Origin of the sequence: Paraburkholderia sp. WS6, assembly GCF_030464835.1 — a bacterium.
GTDB lineage: Bacteria > Pseudomonadota > Gammaproteobacteria > Burkholderiales > Burkholderiaceae > Paraburkholderia > Paraburkholderia madseniana.
In genome coordinates, this window is record NZ_JALQCK010000005.1 from 109,271 (window position 1) to 127,780 (window position 18,510).

An 18,510-nucleotide genomic window follows, 5' to 3' on the forward strand; every position below is an offset into this window, starting at 1 on the left:
TAGCAGCGCGTCAGTAGGCACAGGAGTGACGAACGCGCGCGGCGCAATGAGAAACGCTATGGCAATTACGTTGACCGAAAAGGCAGCACAGCACGTCCAGAAGTATCTGACTCGCCGCGGCAAGGGGGTCGGGCTGCGCGTGGGCGTGCGCACCACGGGTTGCTCGGGTTTGGCCTACAAGCTCGAGTACGTGGATGAACTCGCGCCCGAAGACGAAGTGTTCGATTGCAACGGCGTGAAGATCATTGTCGACCCGAAGAGCCTCGCCTATATCGACGGCACCGAACTCGACTTTGCACGCGAAGGGTTGAACGAAGGCTTCAAGTTCAACAACCCGAACGTGAAGGACGAGTGCGGTTGCGGCGAATCGTTCCGCGTGTAAATCGGCTCACTCCGCGTGCAGCGGATCAAAGGCGGCGCGTGCCGCCTTTTTAGTTTGATCCGCGCGTCCGGGTTGGCACTTTTCGGCTGATTTAGTCGCTGAATGCGCCGCTAAATCCGCCGGTGAGTCTCCACGGCGCTTTCGATCCGCGTTTTTAGCCTGCACTCCGGTGCGCTTTCCTGAACGGACTCCTTTTATCCGATGGCCTCGCTGAACGACAGCCACTTCGACCTGTTCGATCTGCCGGCGCAATTCGCGCTCGACGCAGCGGCACTCGATCACGCCTACCGCACCGTGCAGGCGCAAGTGCATCCGGACCGCTTTGCGGCGGCCGGCGACGCGCAAAAGCGCATCGCGATGCAATGGGCGACGCGTACGAACGAGGCCTATCAGACGCTGCGCGATCCGTTGAAGCGCGCGACCTATCTGTTACATCTGCGCGGCATCGACGTCGGCGCGCAGAACAATACGGCGATGGAGCCGGCGTTCCTGATGCAGCAGATGGAGTGGCGCGAAGGCATTGAAGACGCGGCCGCGGCGAAGAACGTCGACGCGCTCGACGCCTTGCTCGCTGAACTGCGCGACGAAGAGCGGATGCGTTTCGACAAGCTCGGCGCGCTGCTCGACAGCGGCGCGAATCAGGCGGCGGGCGAGGCGGTGCGGCAGTTGATGTTCATCGAGCGGGTGGCGTCGGAAATCGGCACGCAGATCGAGCGGCTCGAGAACTAGCGGTCCGGCGTAGCGGCGCGAGTCGGCGCCGTGCATGAACAGGTAGCGATAGCAGCCGTAGCATTACATCCAGCAACGCGAAAATTCAGGACGGGGCCCAGCGGCCCCGAGAAGATCCAGATGGCCTTACTGCAAATCTCCGAACCCGGCATGGCGCCGGCGCCCCATCAGCGGCGTCTGGCGGTCGGTATCGATCTCGGCACCACCAATTCCCTTGTCGCCGCCGTGCGCAGCGGCGTGCCTGACGTGCTGCCCGACGAAGACGGCTATGCGCTGCTGCCGTCGGTTGTCCGTTACCTGGAAAAGGGCGGCCGCCGTATCGGCCGCACGGCCAAGGCTGAAGCCGCGATCGATCCGCGCAACACGATCGTGTCGGTCAAGCGCTTCATGGGCCGCGGCAAGGCGGAAGTGGAAGGCGCCGAAAACGCGCCGTACGATTTCATCGACGCGCCCGGCATGGTGCAGATCCGTACCGTCGACGGCGTGAAGAGCCCAGTCGAAGTGTCGGCGGAAATTCTTGCGACGCTGCGCCAGCGTGCCGAAGACACGCTCGGCGACGAACTGGTCGGCGCAGTCATTACCGTGCCTGCGTATTTCGACGAAGCGCAGCGCCAGGCGACCAAAGACGCCGCGCGTCTGGCCGGCCTGAACGTGCTGCGTCTCCTGAACGAGCCGACTGCGGCCGCGATCGCCTACGGCCTCGATAACGGTTCCGAAGGTCTCTACGCGGTCTACGACCTCGGTGGCGGCACCTTCGATCTGTCGATTCTGAAGCTCACCAAGGGTGTGTTCGAAGTGCTCGCGGCGGGCGGCGATTCCGCGCTCGGCGGCGACGATTTCGACCATGCCCTGTATCGCCACGTGCTGGAGCAGGCGGGCATCGCGCCGCAAACACTCGCACCGGAAGACGTCCGCCTGCTGCTCGACAGCGTACGCGTGTCCAAGGAGGCGTTGTCCGGCGCGCCGAATGCGAAGGTACAGGCAACGCTCTCGAACGGCACTCAGATCGATCTGACGGTCGACGAGGCCACTTTCGAGGCCATCACTCAGGCGCTGGTTCAACGGACGCTTGGGCCCACGAAGAAAGCGCTGCGCGACGCCAAGGTTGCGACCAAGGACATTGAAGGCGTGGTGCTGGTCGGCGGCGCGACGCGCATGCCGGTGATCCGCCGTGCGGTCGAGTCGTTCTTCGGCCAGCCGCCTTTGATCAACCTCGACCCGGATCAGGTCGTCGCGCTCGGTGCGGCGATCCAGGCCGATCTGCTCGCGGGCAACCGTGGCGCCGACGGCGACGACTGGCTGCTGCTCGACGTGATTCCGCTGTCGCTGGGCGTTGAAACGATGGGTGGTTTGACCGAGAAGATCATCCCGCGCAATTCGACGATTCCGGTCGCCCGCGCGCAGGATTTCACGACCTTCAAGGACGGCCAGACGGCCATGGCGATCCACGTCGTGCAAGGCGAGCGCGAGCTCGTCAACGATTGCCGTTCGCTCGCGCGGTTCGAGCTGCGCGGCATTCCGCCGATGGCCGCCGGTGCGGCGCGGATTCGCGTCACGTATCAGGTCGACGCGGACGGCCTGCTGTCCGTGTTCGCACGTGAACAGGGCTCGGGCGTGGAAGCGTCGGTGGTGGTCAAACCGTCCTACGGTCTCGCCGACGACGACATCGCCAGAATGCTCGAAGAGAGCTTTTCGACCGCCGAAGTCGACATGCGCGCGCGTGCGCTGCGTGAAGCGCAAGTCGAAGCGCGCCGTCTCGTCGAAGCCACCGACGCGGCGCTCGCCGCCGACGCCGAATTGCTCGACGACAGCGAACGCGCCGAACTCGACACGCTGCTCACCGCCTTGCGCAACATCGCGGCAAGCGACGACGCCGACGCGATCGAAGCCGCGACCAAAGCGCTCGCCGAAGGCACCGACGAATTTGCCGCCCGCCGCATGAACAAAGGCATTCGCCGTGCGCTGGCCGGCCGCAAGCTCGACGAGATCTGAGCGTCTTGCGGCGTGGCTGCGCGATGCGCGCCAGCCGGCAATGAATCGCGCTGCGCGGACTTAAAAAGTCCGCGCAGCGCCAGTAAAATGGTACGGAGCCTGTTTGCGGCCGCCGTGCCGCAGACCCAAACGGAAAATGTATGCCTCAAATCGTTGTGCTGCCCCACGTCGAACTGTGCCCGGAAGGCGCGGTGATCGATGCCGTGCCCGGCAAGAGCATCTGCGACAGCCTGCTCGAACACGGCATCGAAATCGAACACGCGTGCGAGAAGTCTTGCGCGTGCACGACTTGTCACGTGATCGTGCGTGAGGGTTTCGCCGCCTTGACGCCGTCCGAGGAAGACGAGGACGATCTGCTGGACAAGGCGTGGGGGCTCGAACCGGCCTCGCGTCTGTCGTGCCAGGCGATGGTGCCGGCCGAGCAGGATCTGGTTGTCGAGATCCCGCGCTACTCGATCAATCACGCGAAGGAAAATCACTAACTGGAGGATGCAGCCATGAAGTGGACCGATACGCAAGACATCGCGATGGCCCTGACTGACAAGCACCAGGACATCGATCCGCAACAGGTGCGCTTCACCGATTTGCACCGTTGGGTCACCGAGCTGGAAGGTTTCGACGACGATCCTAACCGGTCGAACGAAAAGATCCTCGAAGCGATTCAGGCTGCATGGATTGAAGACGCGGATTACTGAGCGAGCAGTATGCCCGGTTGTTCGCTGGCGGCGGGGCGAGATTGATTCCGCTCCGGCTGCGGCAAAGAAAAAGGCGATTCCATTGGAATCGCCTTTTTTAACGCCTGGAGAATCTTCAGGCTGTCAGCGGTCAGCTTGCTACGAGCGTGCCGTTTTCGACCCGCACGCGCTGGCCTTGCTGGAACGGCGGCGCTTCGTGATACGTGAAGTAGCGCGTCTTGCCGTTTTCCATCCGCACCCGCACGGAATAGGACGTCGTGCTGCGAATGTGCTTTTCAACCGAGTTACCGGCCAGGCCGCCACCGAGGGCGCCCAGCACCGTCATCGCGGTGCGGCCGTTGCCGCTGCCGAACTGGTTGCCGACTACGCCACCGGCCACTGCGCCGCCGACCGCACCGATACCCGTGCCATGGCCTTCCTGACGTACCGCCGAGATGCCTTCGACTGTGCCGCAGGTCGAGCAGTAGGCAGGTTGCGACGGCTGTTGCTGGGCGTACTGCGGTGCCGGTCGGGCCTGTTGCTGCTGGGCGTACTGAGGTGCCGGTTGCGCCTGTTGCTGCTGAGCGTACTGTTGTTGCTGCGTTGGCGCCGGGGCGCGTTGAGGCGCCTGTTGCTGCGCTGCCTGCTGTTGCGCTTCGGCCTGCGCGGCTGCCTGTTGAGCGGCCGGGTTTGCCGGCGCCGCTGAATCGACCACGCCCGGTTGGGTGGCCACTTGCGCAGCCTGGGTCTGATCGGTTTGCGCGCCGCTGCTCGACGCGCTCGGGAACAGGCCCGTGACGGCCGCTGTCGCGGCGAGGCTGGCGATGATTACTGCGCCCGCGGCAGTAGCGACGAGCGGATGAAGACGACGTTGTTGCGTGGGTTTGGTATCTGGATTGTCCATATTGGCCTCCGTCTGGAGCAGAGTCGACTGTTATTGAGACTGAGTGTCGGGCAATTCGATCCCGGAAGGGTTTCAATTTGTAACCATTTTCGGGCAATCATCGCGGCGCTTTCGCGTCAAAGCGCGCGCAGCGCGGCGGGGTGCCTGATTTCTTGCGGGTCCACAGCAACTTAAGAAAACCGCGGCCCGGCGGCGAATATGCGCCTTTTACCGATGGTTACAAACCGTCAGATTACAGCAGGCGGTGTTTTTCACGCACCGAAAGAAAAAACGCCCAACATCGAGCCAGGCGTTTTTCTTTTGCAAACCACGCAACGATCAGTCTTCGCGGCGCAGATGCGGGAACAGAATTACGTCGCGAATGCTCGGGCTGTCGGTCAGCATCATGACCAGACGGTCGATGCCGATGCCGCAACCGCCGGCCGGCGGCATGCCGTACTCCAGCGCGCGGATGTAGTCGGCGTCGTAGAACATCGCTTCTTCGTCGCCGGCGTCTTTCTGGTCAACCTGCTTCTTGAAGCGGGCGGCCTGGTCTTCCGGATCGTTCAGCTCCGAGAAACCGTTGGCGATTTCACGGCCCGTGATGAACAGCTCGAAACGCTCGGTGATGCCGTTGAACTTGTCCGACGCGCGCGCCAACGGCGACACTTCGATCGGGTAGTCGATGATGAAAGTCGGCTCCCACAATTGCGCTTCAGCGGTCTCTTCGAACAGCGCCAGTTGCAAGGCGCCGACGCCGGCGTTCAGGAACTGCGGCTGCGACGCATCCACGCCGAACTTCTTCAGTTCCGTGCGCAGGAATGCGTCGTCGCCGAGTTGTGCGTCCGTGTACTGCGGCGCGTACTTCTGGATCGCCTGGCTGATCGTCAAACGATGGAAAGGCTTGGCCAGATCCAGTTCACGACCCTGGTAGCTGATCGTCGCGCTACCGAGCGCATCGACCGCCGCCTGGCGGATCAGCTGCTCGGTGAAGTCCATGATCCACTTGTAATCGGTGTACGCCGCGTAGAACTCGATCATCGTGAATTCCGGATTGTGGCGGACCGACACGCCCTCATTGCGGAAGTTACGGTTGATCTCGAACACACGCTCGAAGCCGCCGACCACGAGGCGCTTCAGATACAGTTCCGGCGCGATGCGCAGGAACATTTGCATATCGAGCGCGTTGTGGTGCGTTTTGAACGGCTTGGCCGCCGCGCCGCCTGGAATCGGGTGCAGCATCGGCGTTTCGACTTCCATGAAGTCGGCGTCCGACATGAACTTGCGGATCGACGAAATTGCCTTGGTGCGCGCGACGAAGGTCTTGCGCGTTTCCGGCGTGACGATCAGGTCGACGTAGCGCTGGCGGTACTTCATTTCCTGGTCGGCGAGACCATGGAACTTGTCCGGCAGCGGACGCAGCGACTTCGACAGCAAACGTAGTTCGGTGCAACGCACCGAGAGTTCGCCCTTGTTGGTGCGGAACAGCACGCCGCGTGCCGCGACGATGTCACCCATGTCCCACTTCTTGAAGGCGTCGTACGTTTCCTGACCGACGTCGGCGGGCGTAATGAAGAACTGGATCTGACCCGAACCGTCGCGCACGGTTGCAAAGCTCGCCTTGCCCATCACGCGCTTGAGCATCATGCGGCCGGCGATCGCGACTTCGAGCGGATTGACTTCGAGCGCTTCCTTGTCGGTTTCGGCGTATTTCGATTGCAGATCTTCGGCGTGATGCGTGGGGCGGAAATCGTTCGGATAGGCGACGCCTTGCTCACGCAGTTCGCGCAGCTTTTCGCGGCGTTCGGCCATGATCTTGTTGTCGTCTACCTCGGGCGTGACATTAGGCTGGGCCGCATTCGGCTGGGTCGGTTCGGTCATGATGGTTTGGTATTCGGTGGCCCGCACCAGGATGGTCCGCATGCGGGTGGCCAGTCAGTAAAAACCTCAGGCGCTATAACAAAGGTGCAAAGATACGGCGCGACGATGTCAGGCATGCCGCGCCGGTTGCGCTTAGACGCCCTGTTTCAGGCTGGCGCTGATGAACGGATCGAGGTCGCCGTCGAGCACGCTCTTGGTATTGCTGATTTCGACGTTGGTACGCAGATCCTTGATACGGCTGTTGTCCAGCACGTACGAGCGGATCTGGTGACCCCAGCCCACATCGGTCTTGCCGGCTTCGAGCTTGTCCTGCTCGGCCTGACGCTTGCGGATTTCCGCTTCGTACAGGCGCGATTTCAGCATGGCCATGGCTTCGGCGCGGTTGCGGTGCTGTGAACGATCGTTCTGGCACTGCACGACGATGCCCGACGGCATGTGCGTAATCCGCACGGCCGAATCGGTCTTGTTGATGTGCTGACCGCCCGCACCGGACGCGCGGTACGTGTCGATGCGCAGATCGGCCGGATTGATGTCGACTTCGATCGAATCGTCGATTTCCGGATACACGAACACCGACGAGAACGATGTATGGCGGCCACCCGACGAATCGAACGGCGACTTGCGCACGAGGCGGTGCACGCCGGTTTCGGTGCGCAAAAAGCCATAGGCGTATTCGCCTTCGATCTTGATCGTGGCGTTCTTGATGCCCGCGACGTCGCCTTCGGTCTGTTCCAGCACTTCGGTCTTGAAGCCCTTGCGCTCGCAGTAGCGCAGGTACTGGCGCAGCAGCATGGACGCCCAGTCGCACGCTTCGGTACCGCCGGCGCCGGCTTGAATGTCGAGGAAGGCGTTGTTCGGGTCGGCCGGATTCGCGAACATCCGGCGGAATTCCATGTCGGCGACGCGCTGCTCGAGCCCTTGGGCATCCGTTTCGCACGAGATGAGGGTTTCCTCGTCGTCTTCTTCGCGGGCCATTTCGAACAGGTCCTGCGCGTCGCGCAGGTCGTTGTCGAGCGACGTAAGCTTGCCGACGACGTCGTCGAGCAGTTTCTTTTCCCGGCCGAGGGCCTGGGCGTGCTTCGAGTCGTTCCAGACGTCCGGGTCTTCGAGTTCCCGGTTGACTTCGATCAGACGCAGTGCTTTGTCGTCGTAGTCAAAGATACCCCCGTAGCGAGTCTGCGCGCGTGCGCAGGTCCGCCAGAGAGGCTTCGATCGCGTTGAGACGTTCCGCTTCCATGTCGATCTTTTATAGCTTCGTAAAAAGGGGAAATTATAGCCGATCGGCGCCCCGCGCCGGAGGCTTGTGAGCGATCCGGCGCGGGTTTGGGGTTGATTTTGCGGTGATTTTCGGTGCTTTCGAGCGATGCCGGGCAAGCTGCGGTACACGCGGCCATGGGTAGCCGGCGCAAGCATTGCGCGCAAATTTCGCGGCGTGGACCCGAGGCGGCGACGGCCCGTGCGCGCTTCAGCTCGCCGCGTGCTCGACGATCAATTGCACCCGCGATACGCCATTCCACGTGTCGCTGGCGAGCCGGTAGGCGACGGTGGTGCGCGCGGGCAGCGTGTCCGTATGGTTGAACCAGATCGCGTTGAAACGCTGGCGGCCGCGCACCAACTGCAGTTTCAGATGCTTGTCTTTCACCAGCGCCTGCGAGGCGATGTCGAACTCGCCGGAAAACACTGGCGCCGGGAAGCCTTGGCCCCATACGGCGGCGTCGAGCATTTCGACGAATTGCGGCGTGAAATAGGCGTCTTCGAGTTCGCCGTCGGTTTCGACCGTGCGCGAAAGCGCCTCTTCGGAGAGCCATTCGCGGCCCACTGCCTCGAACGCGGCGGTGAAGCGCGGCACGTCGGCGGCGGCCATCGTCAGACCCGCTGCCATCGCGTGGCCGCCGAATTTGACGATCAGGCCCGGCTCGCGCTTCGAGATCAGATCGAGCGCGTCACGCAGATGGAAACCCGAGATCGAACGGCCCGAGCCTTTGACGAGCTGGCCGCTGTCGTCGGCGAGCGCGAACGTGAACGACGGCCGGTGGAATTTCTCCTTCAACCGTCCGGCGACGATGCCGATCACGCCCTGGTGCCAACTCGGATTGAACAGCGTGATGGTGGTCGCGCCCTCAGGATTGATCGCCGAGAGGTCTTCGAGCGCCTGCTGCTGCATGCCGGCTTCGATTTCGCGGCGCTCGCGGTTCATCGTGTCGAGCTGCTGCGCGAGATCCCATGCGCGGCCGATGTCGTCGGTGGTCAGGCATTCGATGCCGAGCGACATGTCCGACAGGCGGCCGGCCGCGTTCAGGCGCGGCCCGAGCGCGAAACCGAGGTCGAAGCCCGACGCACTGCGGGCGTCGCGCGCGGCGGCTCGAAAGAGGGCGGCGATGCCCGGTTGCATCTTGCCTTTGCGAATCCGCTGCAGGCCTTGCGCGACCAGCACGCGGTTATTGCCGTCGAGCCTGACCACGTCGGCCACCGTGCCGAGCGCGACCAGATCGAGCAGGCCGTCCAGCCGCGGCTCGGGGAAATCGTCGTTGAAGGCGCCGCGGCGGCGCAATTCCGCGCGCAATGCCAGCAGCACATAAAACATCACGCCGACGCCCGCGATGCACTTGCTCGGGAACGTGCAGCCCGGCTGGTTCGGATTGACGATCGCGCGGGCCGCCGGCAGTTCGTCGCCGGGAAGGTGGTGATCGGTGACCAGCACGTCGATGCCGAGCGCGTTCGCCGCTTCCACACCATCGACGCTGGCGATGCCGTTATCGACCGTAATCAGCAGTTCCGGCTTGCCCGACGCGCTGCGGGCGGCCAGTGCGACGATCTCGGGCGTGAGGCCATAGCCGTATTCGAAGCGGTTCGGCACCAGATATTCGATCTGGCCACCGAACATGCGCAGGCCGCGTACCGCGACCGCGCAGGCGGTGGCGCCGTCGCAGTCGTAGTCGGCGACCACCAGCATGCGGCGTTTGTTCTGGATCGCGTCGGCGAGCAGCACGGCGGCGTCTTCGCAGCCTTTGAGCCCGGCGGGCGGCACGAGCCGCGCGAGACCGGTTTCGATTTCATCGGGCATGCACACGCCACGCGCGGCGTACAGGCGCGCGAGCACCGGATGCAGGCCGTGGCGGGTGAGGACTTCGGCGTCGACGGGTGACGAGGCGCGCGTAACGATTCGAGTCATTCGGAAAGGCCGTGGATCATTCGATAGGTCATTCGATAAACAGCGACGCGAACACGCGCCGTCGCCAGAATTTGCGCAGATCGCCGCGCGTGACCGTGAGCGTCACCGAACCGGTGTCGCCGCACAGCGTCAGGGCGAGTTCGTTTAACTGGCCGGATTGCAGCGCCTGGAGTGCAGGCTCGAACCAGTCGGTTTGCAATGCGGCGAACGCGTCGTTCCAGCGCGCCCAGTCCTGCTCGATGTAGGGCGCGGAGAAAGGATCGAGTTCGACCAGCGTGGCGGCGTTGGCATTTGCGTTAGCGGACGCGCCACCCGACGTGTCACTCGACGAGTTGCCCGAGGTGCCGTTCGCCGCAGTAGCGGCCTGGAACGCCGCAAACGACGCCGGCGGCGCCGCGGTCTGGACGCCCGAAGTCATGGCAAGGCCACGCGTCGCCGCCGCGTCGGAGAACACTCGCGCGAACGGGCTCCTGACCGGCTGCGCCGCGCCTTGTGCGTGAAACCAGATCGAGTTGACAGCCGGCAGGCCGCGCGCCTCGCGCGCTTCATTGACGGGATGTTCGAACCACGCCATCTGCACTTCGTTCTGCAGCTTCATCCAGGCGCGTGAACGGTCGCCGGAATGGGCCTCGTGCGGCAGCCAGATTTCGATGTTGCGGCCGCTCGCGCGCAACGGCGACGCCCCGGCCAGCGTGCCGAAGCCGTCGCCTGACAGGTACCAGCGTGCGGGCTTCGGCGCTTCGATACGCACGCCGAGTTCCTCGATCAACGGCCGGGCGACCGCCAGCAGCACGCTGGCTTCGTCGTCGGACAGTTCGAGCGAGGCCGGATCGATCAGCACCAGATGGTCGTGCGCGATGCGCACGTGCACCGGTTGTACGCAGGCCCACGTCGCAGTGCCGGGCTCGCCACCGTCGGCGCGCAGCATGTACGGGGCAAGCGGCGCTTCGTCCGCGGCCGCCGCGCCGCTCGGCAGCGCGCCGAACTGGCGCGCCACCCAGCGCTCGTGCGGCAGCGTGCGCTGAAAATCTTCACCGATCACCCGTTCGACCAGCGTCGCGCGGGCGATCAGCCGGTCGAGAGCCGGACTCTGGATGTCGTGCAGGGCGGTGGAGGCGTCCGCTGCGGCGGGCAGCGCGAAGGGCAGGAGAAGATGAAGACGGTTGGCGTGCATGATGCTGCGCATTGTAGGGCAAAGAGTGCGAGTATTCAGACCATATCGGCGGATTCGGGCACCCCATCCGAGCCTTGCCGAAGGCAGCAGCCGCGCGCGGCGGCACCGCGCCCATGACGAGGGAGACCGACATGTCGCGTGAACTGAAAACCGAGCAGGAACTGCTTGCATTGGTCGTGCAGGCGCTCGACGCCAATCCGGCCACGGCCGGCTGGATCCCGACCGGTTTCCACGAGACCGTCGAGGACGAGGACGGCTGCAACTGGGATATCACCCATCTGCATCGCGACCGTAAGGATGCGGAAGTGCGCGACGTTGCAGCCAGCGAGGCGGCCGGGATCATCAACGATCTGCGCCGCCGCTACAACCTGAGTTAGGGCGAGTGTCTGCGCAAGACGGCGGGCGGGCAGCGTTGCGCCGTGAGGCCGCCGCTCAAGGCCGTTGGCAGGTGGTTTGCCTCCGTCACGCGTCCGGCGCCCAAAGGCGCCGGCAGGCCGCTGCGTCTGCCGTGAGCCCAGCGTGCAAGGCCTTTGCGCGGGTTCGCGGCATTGTATGGCAAACTTCGCGCTTGATTGACGGTAGTGGCGGCAGGGACGGAGCGATGGCTTCGGTGGCGGGGGAGGACCTGGCGCACAGGAGCGCACCGGAACGTCATACCGGAACCATCCGGGTTGCCGCGACACCAATGATCACGACGCTCGGGCCGCATGACAGGCGCGACAGCCGCAAGCTGCCGCCGCCATGCGCGGCACAAGGCCCGCGAGCAGACGAAGAACGCAGAAAAGGATTCGCTTGAAATTTCCCTACGAATGGCAGATTGGCTGGCGCTACACCCGCGCCGGCAAACGCACGACCGGTAACGGCTTCATTTCCTTCATCGCGCTCGTGTCGATGTCGGGCATCGCGCTCGGCGTCGCGGCGCTGATCGTCGTGTTGTCCGTGATGAACGGTTTCCAGAAAGAGGTGCGGGACCGGATGCTGTCGGTGCTGGCGCACGTCGAAATCTTTTCGCCGACTGGTTCGATGCCCAACTGGCAATTGACCGCCCAGGAAGCGCGCCAGAACAAGGAAGTGATCGGCGCCGCGCCGTATGTCGAAGCACAGGCGCTGCTCACGCGTCAGGACGCGGTGAGCGGCGTGGCGCTGCGCGGCGTCGAGCCGACGCTCGAACCTGAAGTGTCCGACATCGGCAAGGAGATGAAGGGCGGCAAGCTGACCGACCTCGTGCCGGGCGACTTCGGCATCGTGCTGGGCGCGGACCTCGCCACCAATCTCGGCGTGACGGTCAACGACAAGATCACGCTGGTCGCGCCCGAAGGCACCATCACGCCCGCCGGCATGCTGCCACGGCTGAAACAGTTCACGGTGGTGGGCATCTTCGAGTCGGGACATTACGAGTACGACAGCACGCTCGCGCTGATCAACATCAAGGACGCGCAGGCGCTGTTCCGGCTATCCGCGCCGACCGGCGTGCGGCTGCGCCTGACCGACATGCAGCGGGCGCCGGAGGTCGCGCATCAACTGGCGCGCAGCCTGTCCGGCGATTTGTATATTCGCGACTGGACCCAGCAGAACAAGACCTGGTTCTCGGCGGTGCAGATCGAAAAACGCATGATGTTCATCATCCTCACGCTGATCATCGCGGTCGCGGCGTTCAATCTGGTGTCGTCGCTGGTGATGACGGTGACCAACAAGCAGGCCGACATCGCGATTCTGCGCACGCTCGGGGCGCAGCCTGGCTCGATCATGAAGATTTTCGTGGTGCAGGGCGTGACGATCGGCTTTATCGGCACGGCGACCGGGGTCGCGCTCGGCTGCCTGATTGCGTGGAGCATTCCGTGGCTCGTGCCGATGATCGAGCATCTGCTCGGCGTGCAGTTCCTGCCGCCGTCCGTGTATTTCATCAGCGAACTGCCGTCTGAACTGATTCCCGCCGACGTGGCGCGGATCGGCATCATCGCATTCGTGATGTCGGCGCTGGCGACCCTTTATCCGAGCTGGCGTGGTGCGAAAGTCCGTCCTGCGGAGGCACTGCGCTATGAATGACCGTTCCACTAGCGTATCCATGGCCCCTGAAGACACCGCGCTGCATCCCTATGTGCTCGAAGCGACCGGCATTTCGAAGTCGTTCGTGCAGGGCGGCCTCAATGTGCAGGTCCTCAACAACGCGCAACTGAATGTCCGGCGCGGCGAAAAGCTGGCGATTGTCGGCGCGTCGGGATCCGGCAAGAGCACGCTGCTGCATGTGCTCGGCGGCCTCGACGATCCGAGTGCCGGTCATGTTTCGGTAATGGGCAAGCCCTTTACGAAGCTCTCCGAGCGCGAACGCAACGATCTGCGTAATCGCGCGCTCGGTTTCGTGTATCAGTTCCACCATCTGCTGCCCGAATTCACCGCGCTCGACAACGTCGCCATGCCGCTGCGGATTCGCCGCATGACGACCGAGGCCGCGCGGCGCGAAGCGCTCGCGGTGCTGGAGCGCGTCGGCATGGGGCATCGGGCGAAGCATCGTCCGGGTGAACTGTCGGGCGGCGAGCGTCAACGTGTCGCGATCGCGCGGGCGCTGGTGACGAAGCCCGCTTGCGTACTCGCCGACGAACCCACCGGCAATCTGGACGGCGGCACCGCCGACACCGTGTTCAACCTGATGCTCGAACTGTCGCAAACGCTCGACACCAGCTTCGTGATCGTCACGCATGATCCGGAACTGGCCGGACGTTGCGACCGGATCATGCGATTGCGCGACGGCGTGTTGCACGAAGAGCCGCCGGTGCCGGTTTAAGCACCGCGCGGAACGTGAGCGATGCTCCGCCACCTCTGTCACTAGCGAGGCGCGCCATGTGGATCGATACGCACTGCCATCTCGACGCTTCGGAATTCAACGCCGACCGCGCCGAAGTCGCCGATGCGGCGCGTCAAGCCGGCGTAGGGCGTATCGTGATTCCCGCGATCGGCCGCGAGAACTTCACGACGGTGCGTGAACTCGCGCACCGCATCGACGGTGGCGCGTATGCGCTGGGCATCCATCCGCTCTTCACGCCGGGTGCTGAGGAGCGCGATCTCGACCTGCTGCGCATGGAAATCGAGGCGAGTCTCGACGATCCGCTGTTCGTTGGCATCGGCGAGATTGGCCTCGATTATTTCGTCGAAGGTCTCGACGATGCGCGCCAGCAGTTCTTCTACAACGGTCAACTTCAACTGGCGCGCGAATTCGATCTGCCGGTGATTTGCCACGTGCGCAAATCGCAGGATCAGGTGATCAAAGGGCTGCGGCGGCATCAGATTCATCGCGGCATCGCACACGCTTTCAACGGTAGTTTCCAGCAGGCTCAGGCGTATATCGACCAGGGCATGCACCTCGGTTTCGGTGGCAATCTGACCTTCGAGCGGGCGCGGCAAATCCGCCGTCTTGCTGAGCAATTGCCGTTCGACGCGCTGGTCGTCGAGACCGACGCGCCGGACATCGCCCCTTCCTGGATGTACAAACAGCGCAACTCGCCGGATCAGATTCCGGCCATCGGCGCGGGGCTCGCGCAACTGCGCGGCATGACCGCCGACGAAGCCGCCCTAGGCACAACGGCTAACGCGCTCGCCGCGCTGCCGCGGCTCGCACTTTCCTCTGCATAATTGAACGCGATGGTTTGAGTGATTCGCGCCGGGCGGAACACATGCCTGGCGGGCTTGCTGACGTCTGCTCGCTGTGCGTTGCGCCGTCCGGCGATGGCTGGGCGGAAGGGGCGGAGGGTGGATGCGGGCATGGTGGTGCGGGTTTGCGTTGGGCGTGATCTGGCTGCAGCGGCAGGCGGTGTTGCCGGATGGGGGTGGATGGTGCGCGCTGGTGCTGTTGGCGAGCGTTGCGATACTTATAGCGGCGTGGGGATTGCGCCGCGGCTCTTCGGGCGAAGGGAGCAGTGGTTCTTCGGAGGAGGTGTGCGGCGGTTCCTCAGAGGAAGTGCGCGGCTACTCTCCCTACAGTGTTTGTGGCAACTCGCCGGGCGGGGTGTGCTGCGCCTCCTCGAGCGAAGTGTGCAGCGGTCCTTCGGGCGGATTGCGCTGCGGTGCTTCTGTGATTGCGGACACGCGTGCGGCGGTTGCAAATTCGCGCGTGAGACGCGTCTTGTTCAGCGCACGCTTTCGTTCGGGCGTCGGCTGGGGCGCGGTGTGGATTGCGGCTTTATGTGTGGGCTTCGGCTACGCCGCCTGGCGCGCTGAGACCCGGCTCGCGGTGAGCTTGCCGAGCGCCTGGGAAGGGCGCGATATCGATGTCGTCGGCAGTATCAAGGGTCTGCCGTCACGCGATGAAAAGGGCGCGCGTTTCCTCTTCGAAGTCGAGTCGGTTGATGTGCCGATCGCCGCTTTTCCTCGCGTGATTCAACTTTCGTGGATTGCCGAAGATGCGCCTGCGCCGTCGCTCGAACCGGGCGCTCGCTGGCGTCTGACCGTGCGGCTCAAACGCCCGCATGGCAATGCGAACTTCGGCGTGCGCGATGCCGAAGCCAGCTTGCTGGCGCGCAATGTACGCGCCACCGGCTATGTGAGCGCACCGGCTCACGCCGTGCGTTTGCCGGGCAACGCGCGTGGCGTAGGCGTGACGGTCGATCGCTGGCGCGCCGCGCTGCGGGCGCGCATCGGCACGGTGCTCGCCGACGCGCCACATCGTGGGATCGTGGTGGCGCTCGCCATCGGCGCACAGGACGAAGTCAGCGCGGCCGACTGGCTGTTGATGCGCGGCACGGGCACCAGTCATCTGGTGGCGATTTCTGGCTTGCATATTGGCTTTGTCGCGGGCCTGGCGGCGTGGCTCGCCGGTGCGGTGTGGCGGCGCTCGGGGTTCATCGGCCGCAACTGGCCGTTGCTGGTGCCCGCGCAGGTCGTCGCGGTGACGGGCGGCGCGTTGTTCGCCGGGCTGCATGCGGCGTTGGCCGGTTTCAATGTGCCGGCCCAGCGAGCATTGTGGATGGCTGGCGTGGTGGCGCTCGCGTTTATCAGCGGGCGCAACGTCGCGCGATCGGTGGTGTTGGCGTGGGCGTTGGGGTTGGTGCTGCTGATCGATCCGTGGGCGGTGGTGTCGGCGGGATTCTGGCTGTCGTTCTGCGCGGTGGCGGCAATTTTGTTCGCGATGTCGGGACGGCCCCGTGTGCAGGATCATGAGCAGCGCCGTGACGAAGAGGAGGAAGGGGCCGTGACGCCGACAAGGCTCTCGCGCCTTTGGTCCGGTCTGTGTCGTCGCGTTCGCGCTTTCGGTGAGCGCCTGCGCAGCGCGGCGCATGTGCAGTTCGCGGTGACCATCGCGCTTGCACCTCTTACCGTTTACTGGTTTTCGCAGATTCCGCTGATCGGCCCGCTCGCGAATGCCTTCGCGATTCCGTGGGTGAGTCTGCTGGTGACGCCGGCGGTATTGGCGGGCGTCGCGTTGCCCGCCCCATTCGATGCTTACGCGTTTCGCGCCGCGCACACTTTGCTCGACCTGCTCGCTGCGGGTCTGCAGATGCTGTCCGGTCCGGCATGGACGCTCTGGCGGTTGCCACAGCCGGACGGGTGGACCCTTGCCGTGGCCGCGGTCGGCGTTCTCTGGTGTCTGGCGCCGCGGGGCTGGCCGCTGCGCTGGGCCGCACCGCTGACGTGGTTGCCATTGCTGCTGCCGGCACCGCCCGGTCCGCCGCATGGCACCTTCCGTCTGACGGCGCTCGACGTCGGTCAAGGCACCTCGGTGCTGGTTGAAACGGCGCACCATGCGCTGCTGTTCGACGCCGGACCGGGACCGGAATCGACGCATGCGGGAGAACGGGTTGTCGTGCCGTTTTTGCAGGCGCATGGCGTCGCGGTGCTCGATACGCTGCTCATCAGCCACGCCGACTCCGACCATTCCGGCGGCGCGCCGGCTGTACTGGACGCGATCGAGGTGCGCCAAATGGTGGCGGCGTTGGCGCCGGCGAATCCGTTGTGGTCGAACGCAAGGCAACACGGCACTGATACGTTGCCCTGTGCGGCGGGGCAGCGCTGGCAGTGGGACGGTGTCGAGTTCGCAATGCTCTGGCCGGATGCCGGGCCGCTGCAGGGTAAGCCGAATGCGCATTGCTGCGTGTTGCGGGTGAGCACGGTGCCTGCTGCGGAGAGGGCGCCGGCCGGAAATGTTAAACCGACGCCATTACGCATAACCGCCTTGCTGACGGCCGACATCGAAGCGCCGGTCGAACGCATCCTGCTCGCGCGCGATCGCGACGCGTTGCGCGCCCAGGTGCTGGTCGTGCCGCATCACGGGAGCAAGACTTCGTCGACCGAGCCGTTCCTCGACTCTATCGACCCGCTCGTCGCGCTATTTCAGGTAGGCTATCGCAACCGATTTCATCATCCGAACGCGGGTGTGTTCGAGCGTTACAAGGCACGGCACATCGAGCTTGGACGCAGCGATGCGGACGGCGCGGTGCGCGTTGATGTCAGCCCGGATTTCGACTCGGGTCTCAACCCGGGCATCGGACCCGAGGGACGCATGGGGATCAGTGCGGGCATCGGGCCCGAGGAAAACGCGGGAGCCAGTGCGGGTGTCGGCCCGGGAAGCAACCCAAGAGGCGGCCGAGGTCTGAACGGCGCCGCACTGACGCTCGAACGCTATCGCGACACGCAGCGCCGCTACTGGATGGATCGCTGATGGATTGCCTGCCGTACAGATAGAACAAGCGCGCCGCGGGGTCTGGAGCCTGCACGAAAAGTCAGGAGCCAATCCGGCGCGCCAAAACAGAACGGAGATCGCCGCAGTTGAAAAACATCATCCACTTCTCGCACGCGAACGGTTTTCCGGCGTCGACCTACCGGACGATCTTCGCCGAACTCGCCGACGACTATGAACTGCGCTCGATCGAGCGTATCGGTCACGACGCGCGATATCCCGTCACGCAGGATTGGCCGCATCTGGTCGAGCAACTGCTCGACGACGTCGGCCGGTCGTACGAGCAGCCGGTGTGGCTGGTCGGCCATTCGTTGGGCGGCTATCTGTCGCTGATGGCCGCACTGAAAAAGCCACAGTGGGTGAGGGGCGTGGTGATGCTCGATTCGCCGGTAATCGCGGGCTGGCGCAGCAGCATGCTGCGCGTGTCGCAATGGACCGGACTCGACGAGCGCCTGTCGCCTGCGGCGGCCACCCGTACGCGCCGCACGCAGTGGGCGAGCCGCGACGAAGCATGGCGGCATTTCCACTCAAAGCCGGCGTTCGCGCGCTGGGACGAGCGCATGCTGTCCGACTACATCGATTTCGGCATCCCGCAGAGTTCGCTCGACGGCGGCCGTTCGCTCGCTTTCGACCGGCGCACCGAGTATCAGATCTACAAGACCTTGCCGCATACACTCGGCCCTCGCCTCGCGCGCGGCGCCCCGGTGCCGGTGGGATTCATCGCCGGCACGCGTTCAAAGGAGGTGCGCCAGGCGGGACTGGACGCCACGCGCCGCGCGACCGGCGGTCATGTGGAATGGATCGAAGGCAGCCATCTGTATCCGATGGAAAAACCACTCGAAACCGCGCGCGCGGTGCAGCGGATGCTGCGCGAACTGGAGCGGCGCGCCTGACTGCACGCCTTGCCGGGGCAAATAAACGGTGCATGATCGGCGCGCGGCAATCGCTGCCGCCGT

The 18,510-nt window shown here is 64.5% G+C and carries 16 protein-coding genes; 11 read left to right on the top strand and 5 right to left on the bottom strand.

Features of this window, described 5'->3' with window-relative positions:
- The first annotated feature begins 58 nt into the window (after positions 1-58).
- The 5 genes from iscA to iscX all read left to right on the top strand — a co-directional run bounded on the left by iscA (position 59) and on the right by iscX (position 3,798).
- Entirely contained in the window at positions 59-382 is a 324-nt protein-coding gene (gene iscA / locus M0D64_RS08315; protein ID WP_028199494.1) for an iron-sulfur cluster assembly protein IscA, read from the top strand.
- Positions 383-583: 201 nt separating this feature from the next.
- Positions 584-1,111 carry a Fe-S protein assembly co-chaperone HscB gene (gene hscB / locus M0D64_RS08320; protein WP_154565456.1) on the top strand — a complete coding sequence of 176 codons (528 nt, stop codon included), beginning with the start codon at positions 584-586 and terminating at the stop codon, positions 1,109-1,111.
- A 120-nt stretch (positions 1,112-1,231) separates the two neighbouring features.
- Positions 1,232-3,103: a Fe-S protein assembly chaperone HscA gene (gene hscA, locus M0D64_RS08325; protein ID WP_154565457.1), complete on the top strand. Its 1,872-nt coding sequence runs from the start codon at positions 1,232-1,234 to the stop codon at positions 3,101-3,103.
- Between the two features lie 140 nt (positions 3,104-3,243).
- The gene (fdx, locus tag M0D64_RS08330; protein ID WP_097389705.1) at positions 3,244-3,585 is read left to right on the top strand and encodes an ISC system 2Fe-2S type ferredoxin; all 342 of its coding nucleotides are present in this window, start codon (positions 3,244-3,246) and stop codon (positions 3,583-3,585) included.
- Positions 3,586-3,600: 15 nt separating this feature from the next.
- Positions 3,601-3,798 carry a Fe-S cluster assembly protein IscX gene (iscX, locus tag M0D64_RS08335; RefSeq protein WP_007181290.1) on the top strand — a complete coding sequence of 66 codons (198 nt, stop codon included), beginning with the start codon at positions 3,601-3,603 and terminating at the stop codon, positions 3,796-3,798.
- A 130-nt stretch (positions 3,799-3,928) separates the two neighbouring features.
- On the opposite strand, the gene M0D64_RS08340 is transcribed toward iscX, so the two are convergent.
- The 5 genes from M0D64_RS08340 to M0D64_RS08360 all read right to left on the bottom strand — a co-directional run bounded on the left by M0D64_RS08340 (position 3,929) and on the right by M0D64_RS08360 (position 10,899).
- Positions 3,929-4,681 (bottom strand): glycine zipper 2TM domain-containing protein, encoded by a 753-nt coding sequence (locus tag M0D64_RS08340; RefSeq protein WP_154565458.1) that lies wholly within the window; start codon positions 4,679-4,681, stop codon positions 3,929-3,931.
- Between the two features lie 318 nt (positions 4,682-4,999).
- Positions 5,000-6,541 carry a lysine--tRNA ligase gene (gene lysS, locus M0D64_RS08345; protein ID WP_154565481.1) on the bottom strand — a complete coding sequence of 514 codons (1,542 nt, stop codon included), beginning with the start codon at positions 6,539-6,541 and terminating at the stop codon, positions 5,000-5,002.
- A gap of 132 nt (positions 6,542-6,673) precedes the next feature.
- Positions 6,674-7,778, bottom strand: a protein-coding gene (prfB, locus tag M0D64_RS08350; protein ID WP_154565459.1) for a peptide chain release factor 2 whose coding sequence is annotated in 2 segments (ribosomal slippage) — positions 6,674-7,696 and positions 7,698-7,778 — 1,104 coding nt in all. Because the reading frame shifts where the segments join, the coding sequence is not laid out codon by codon here.
- A gap of 228 nt (positions 7,779-8,006) precedes the next feature.
- Complete coding sequence (gene recJ, locus M0D64_RS08355; RefSeq protein WP_266257296.1) at positions 8,007-9,713, bottom strand: single-stranded-DNA-specific exonuclease RecJ; 1,707 nt, start codon at positions 9,711-9,713, stop codon at positions 8,007-8,009.
- Between the two features lie 28 nt (positions 9,714-9,741).
- The gene (locus M0D64_RS08360; protein ID WP_266257297.1) at positions 9,742-10,899 is read right to left on the bottom strand and encodes a regulator; all 1,158 of its coding nucleotides are present in this window, start codon (positions 10,897-10,899) and stop codon (positions 9,742-9,744) included.
- 119 nt (positions 10,900-11,018) lie between these two features.
- Between M0D64_RS08360 and M0D64_RS08365 the strand changes: the two genes are divergently transcribed.
- From M0D64_RS08365 to M0D64_RS08390, 6 genes are all read left to right on the top strand, one after another.
- A complete protein-coding gene (locus M0D64_RS08365) occupies positions 11,019-11,264 on the top strand; it encodes a hypothetical protein (RefSeq protein WP_266257298.1) in 246 nt (81 codons plus the stop codon).
- A 415-nt stretch (positions 11,265-11,679) separates the two neighbouring features.
- Positions 11,680-12,933: a lipoprotein-releasing ABC transporter permease subunit gene (locus M0D64_RS08370; RefSeq protein WP_266257299.1), complete on the top strand. Its 1,254-nt coding sequence runs from the start codon at positions 11,680-11,682 to the stop codon at positions 12,931-12,933.
- Positions 12,926-13,669, top strand: a complete 744-nt coding sequence (gene lolD / locus M0D64_RS08375) for a lipoprotein-releasing ABC transporter ATP-binding protein LolD (protein ID WP_154565464.1) — start codon at positions 12,926-12,928, stop codon at positions 13,667-13,669. The genes M0D64_RS08370 and lolD overlap by 8 nt, the downstream gene beginning before the upstream one ends.
- Before the next feature lie 56 nt (positions 13,670-13,725).
- Positions 13,726-14,514, top strand: a complete 789-nt coding sequence (locus tag M0D64_RS08380) for a TatD family hydrolase (protein ID WP_171925472.1) — start codon at positions 13,726-13,728, stop codon at positions 14,512-14,514.
- 121 nt (positions 14,515-14,635) lie between these two features.
- Complete coding sequence (locus M0D64_RS08385) at positions 14,636-17,536, top strand: DNA internalization-related competence protein ComEC/Rec2 (protein WP_266257300.1); 2,901 nt, start codon at positions 14,636-14,638, stop codon at positions 17,534-17,536.
- A 107-nt stretch (positions 17,537-17,643) separates the two neighbouring features.
- Entirely contained in the window at positions 17,644-18,447 is an 804-nt protein-coding gene (locus tag M0D64_RS08390) for an alpha/beta fold hydrolase (RefSeq protein ID WP_266257301.1), read from the top strand.
- Positions 18,448-18,510 lie beyond the last annotated feature (63 nt).

Excerpts from the sequence above, each read along its gene's own strand:
- iscA (WP_028199494.1), top strand. The coding sequence starts at position 59 with ATGGCAATTACGTTGACCGAAAAGGCAGCACAGCACGTCCAGAAGTAT.
- hscB (WP_154565456.1), top strand. The coding sequence starts at position 584 with ATGGCCTCGCTGAACGACAGCCACTTCGACCTGTTCGATCTGCCGGCG.
- hscA (WP_154565457.1), top strand. The coding sequence starts at position 1,232 with ATGGCCTTACTGCAAATCTCCGAACCCGGCATGGCGCCGGCGCCCCAT.
- fdx (WP_097389705.1), top strand. The coding sequence starts at position 3,244 with ATGCCTCAAATCGTTGTGCTGCCCCACGTCGAACTGTGCCCGGAAGGC.
- iscX (WP_007181290.1), top strand. The coding sequence starts at position 3,601 with ATGAAGTGGACCGATACGCAAGACATCGCGATGGCCCTGACTGACAAG.
- M0D64_RS08340 (WP_154565458.1), bottom strand. The coding sequence starts at position 4,681 with ATGGACAATCCAGATACCAAACCCACGCAACAACGTCGTCTTCATCCG.
- lysS (WP_154565481.1), bottom strand. The coding sequence starts at position 6,541 with ATGACCGAACCGACCCAGCCGAATGCGGCCCAGCCTAATGTCACGCCC.
- recJ (WP_266257296.1), bottom strand. The coding sequence starts at position 9,713 with ATGACTCGAATCGTTACGCGCGCCTCGTCACCCGTCGACGCCGAAGTC.
- M0D64_RS08360 (WP_266257297.1), bottom strand. The coding sequence starts at position 10,899 with ATGCGCAGCATCATGCACGCCAACCGTCTTCATCTTCTCCTGCCCTTC.
- M0D64_RS08365 (WP_266257298.1), top strand. The coding sequence starts at position 11,019 with ATGTCGCGTGAACTGAAAACCGAGCAGGAACTGCTTGCATTGGTCGTG.
- lolD (WP_154565464.1), top strand. The coding sequence starts at position 12,926 with ATGAATGACCGTTCCACTAGCGTATCCATGGCCCCTGAAGACACCGCG.
- M0D64_RS08380 (WP_171925472.1), top strand. The coding sequence starts at position 13,726 with ATGTGGATCGATACGCACTGCCATCTCGACGCTTCGGAATTCAACGCC.
- M0D64_RS08385 (WP_266257300.1), top strand. The coding sequence starts at position 14,636 with ATGCGGGCATGGTGGTGCGGGTTTGCGTTGGGCGTGATCTGGCTGCAG.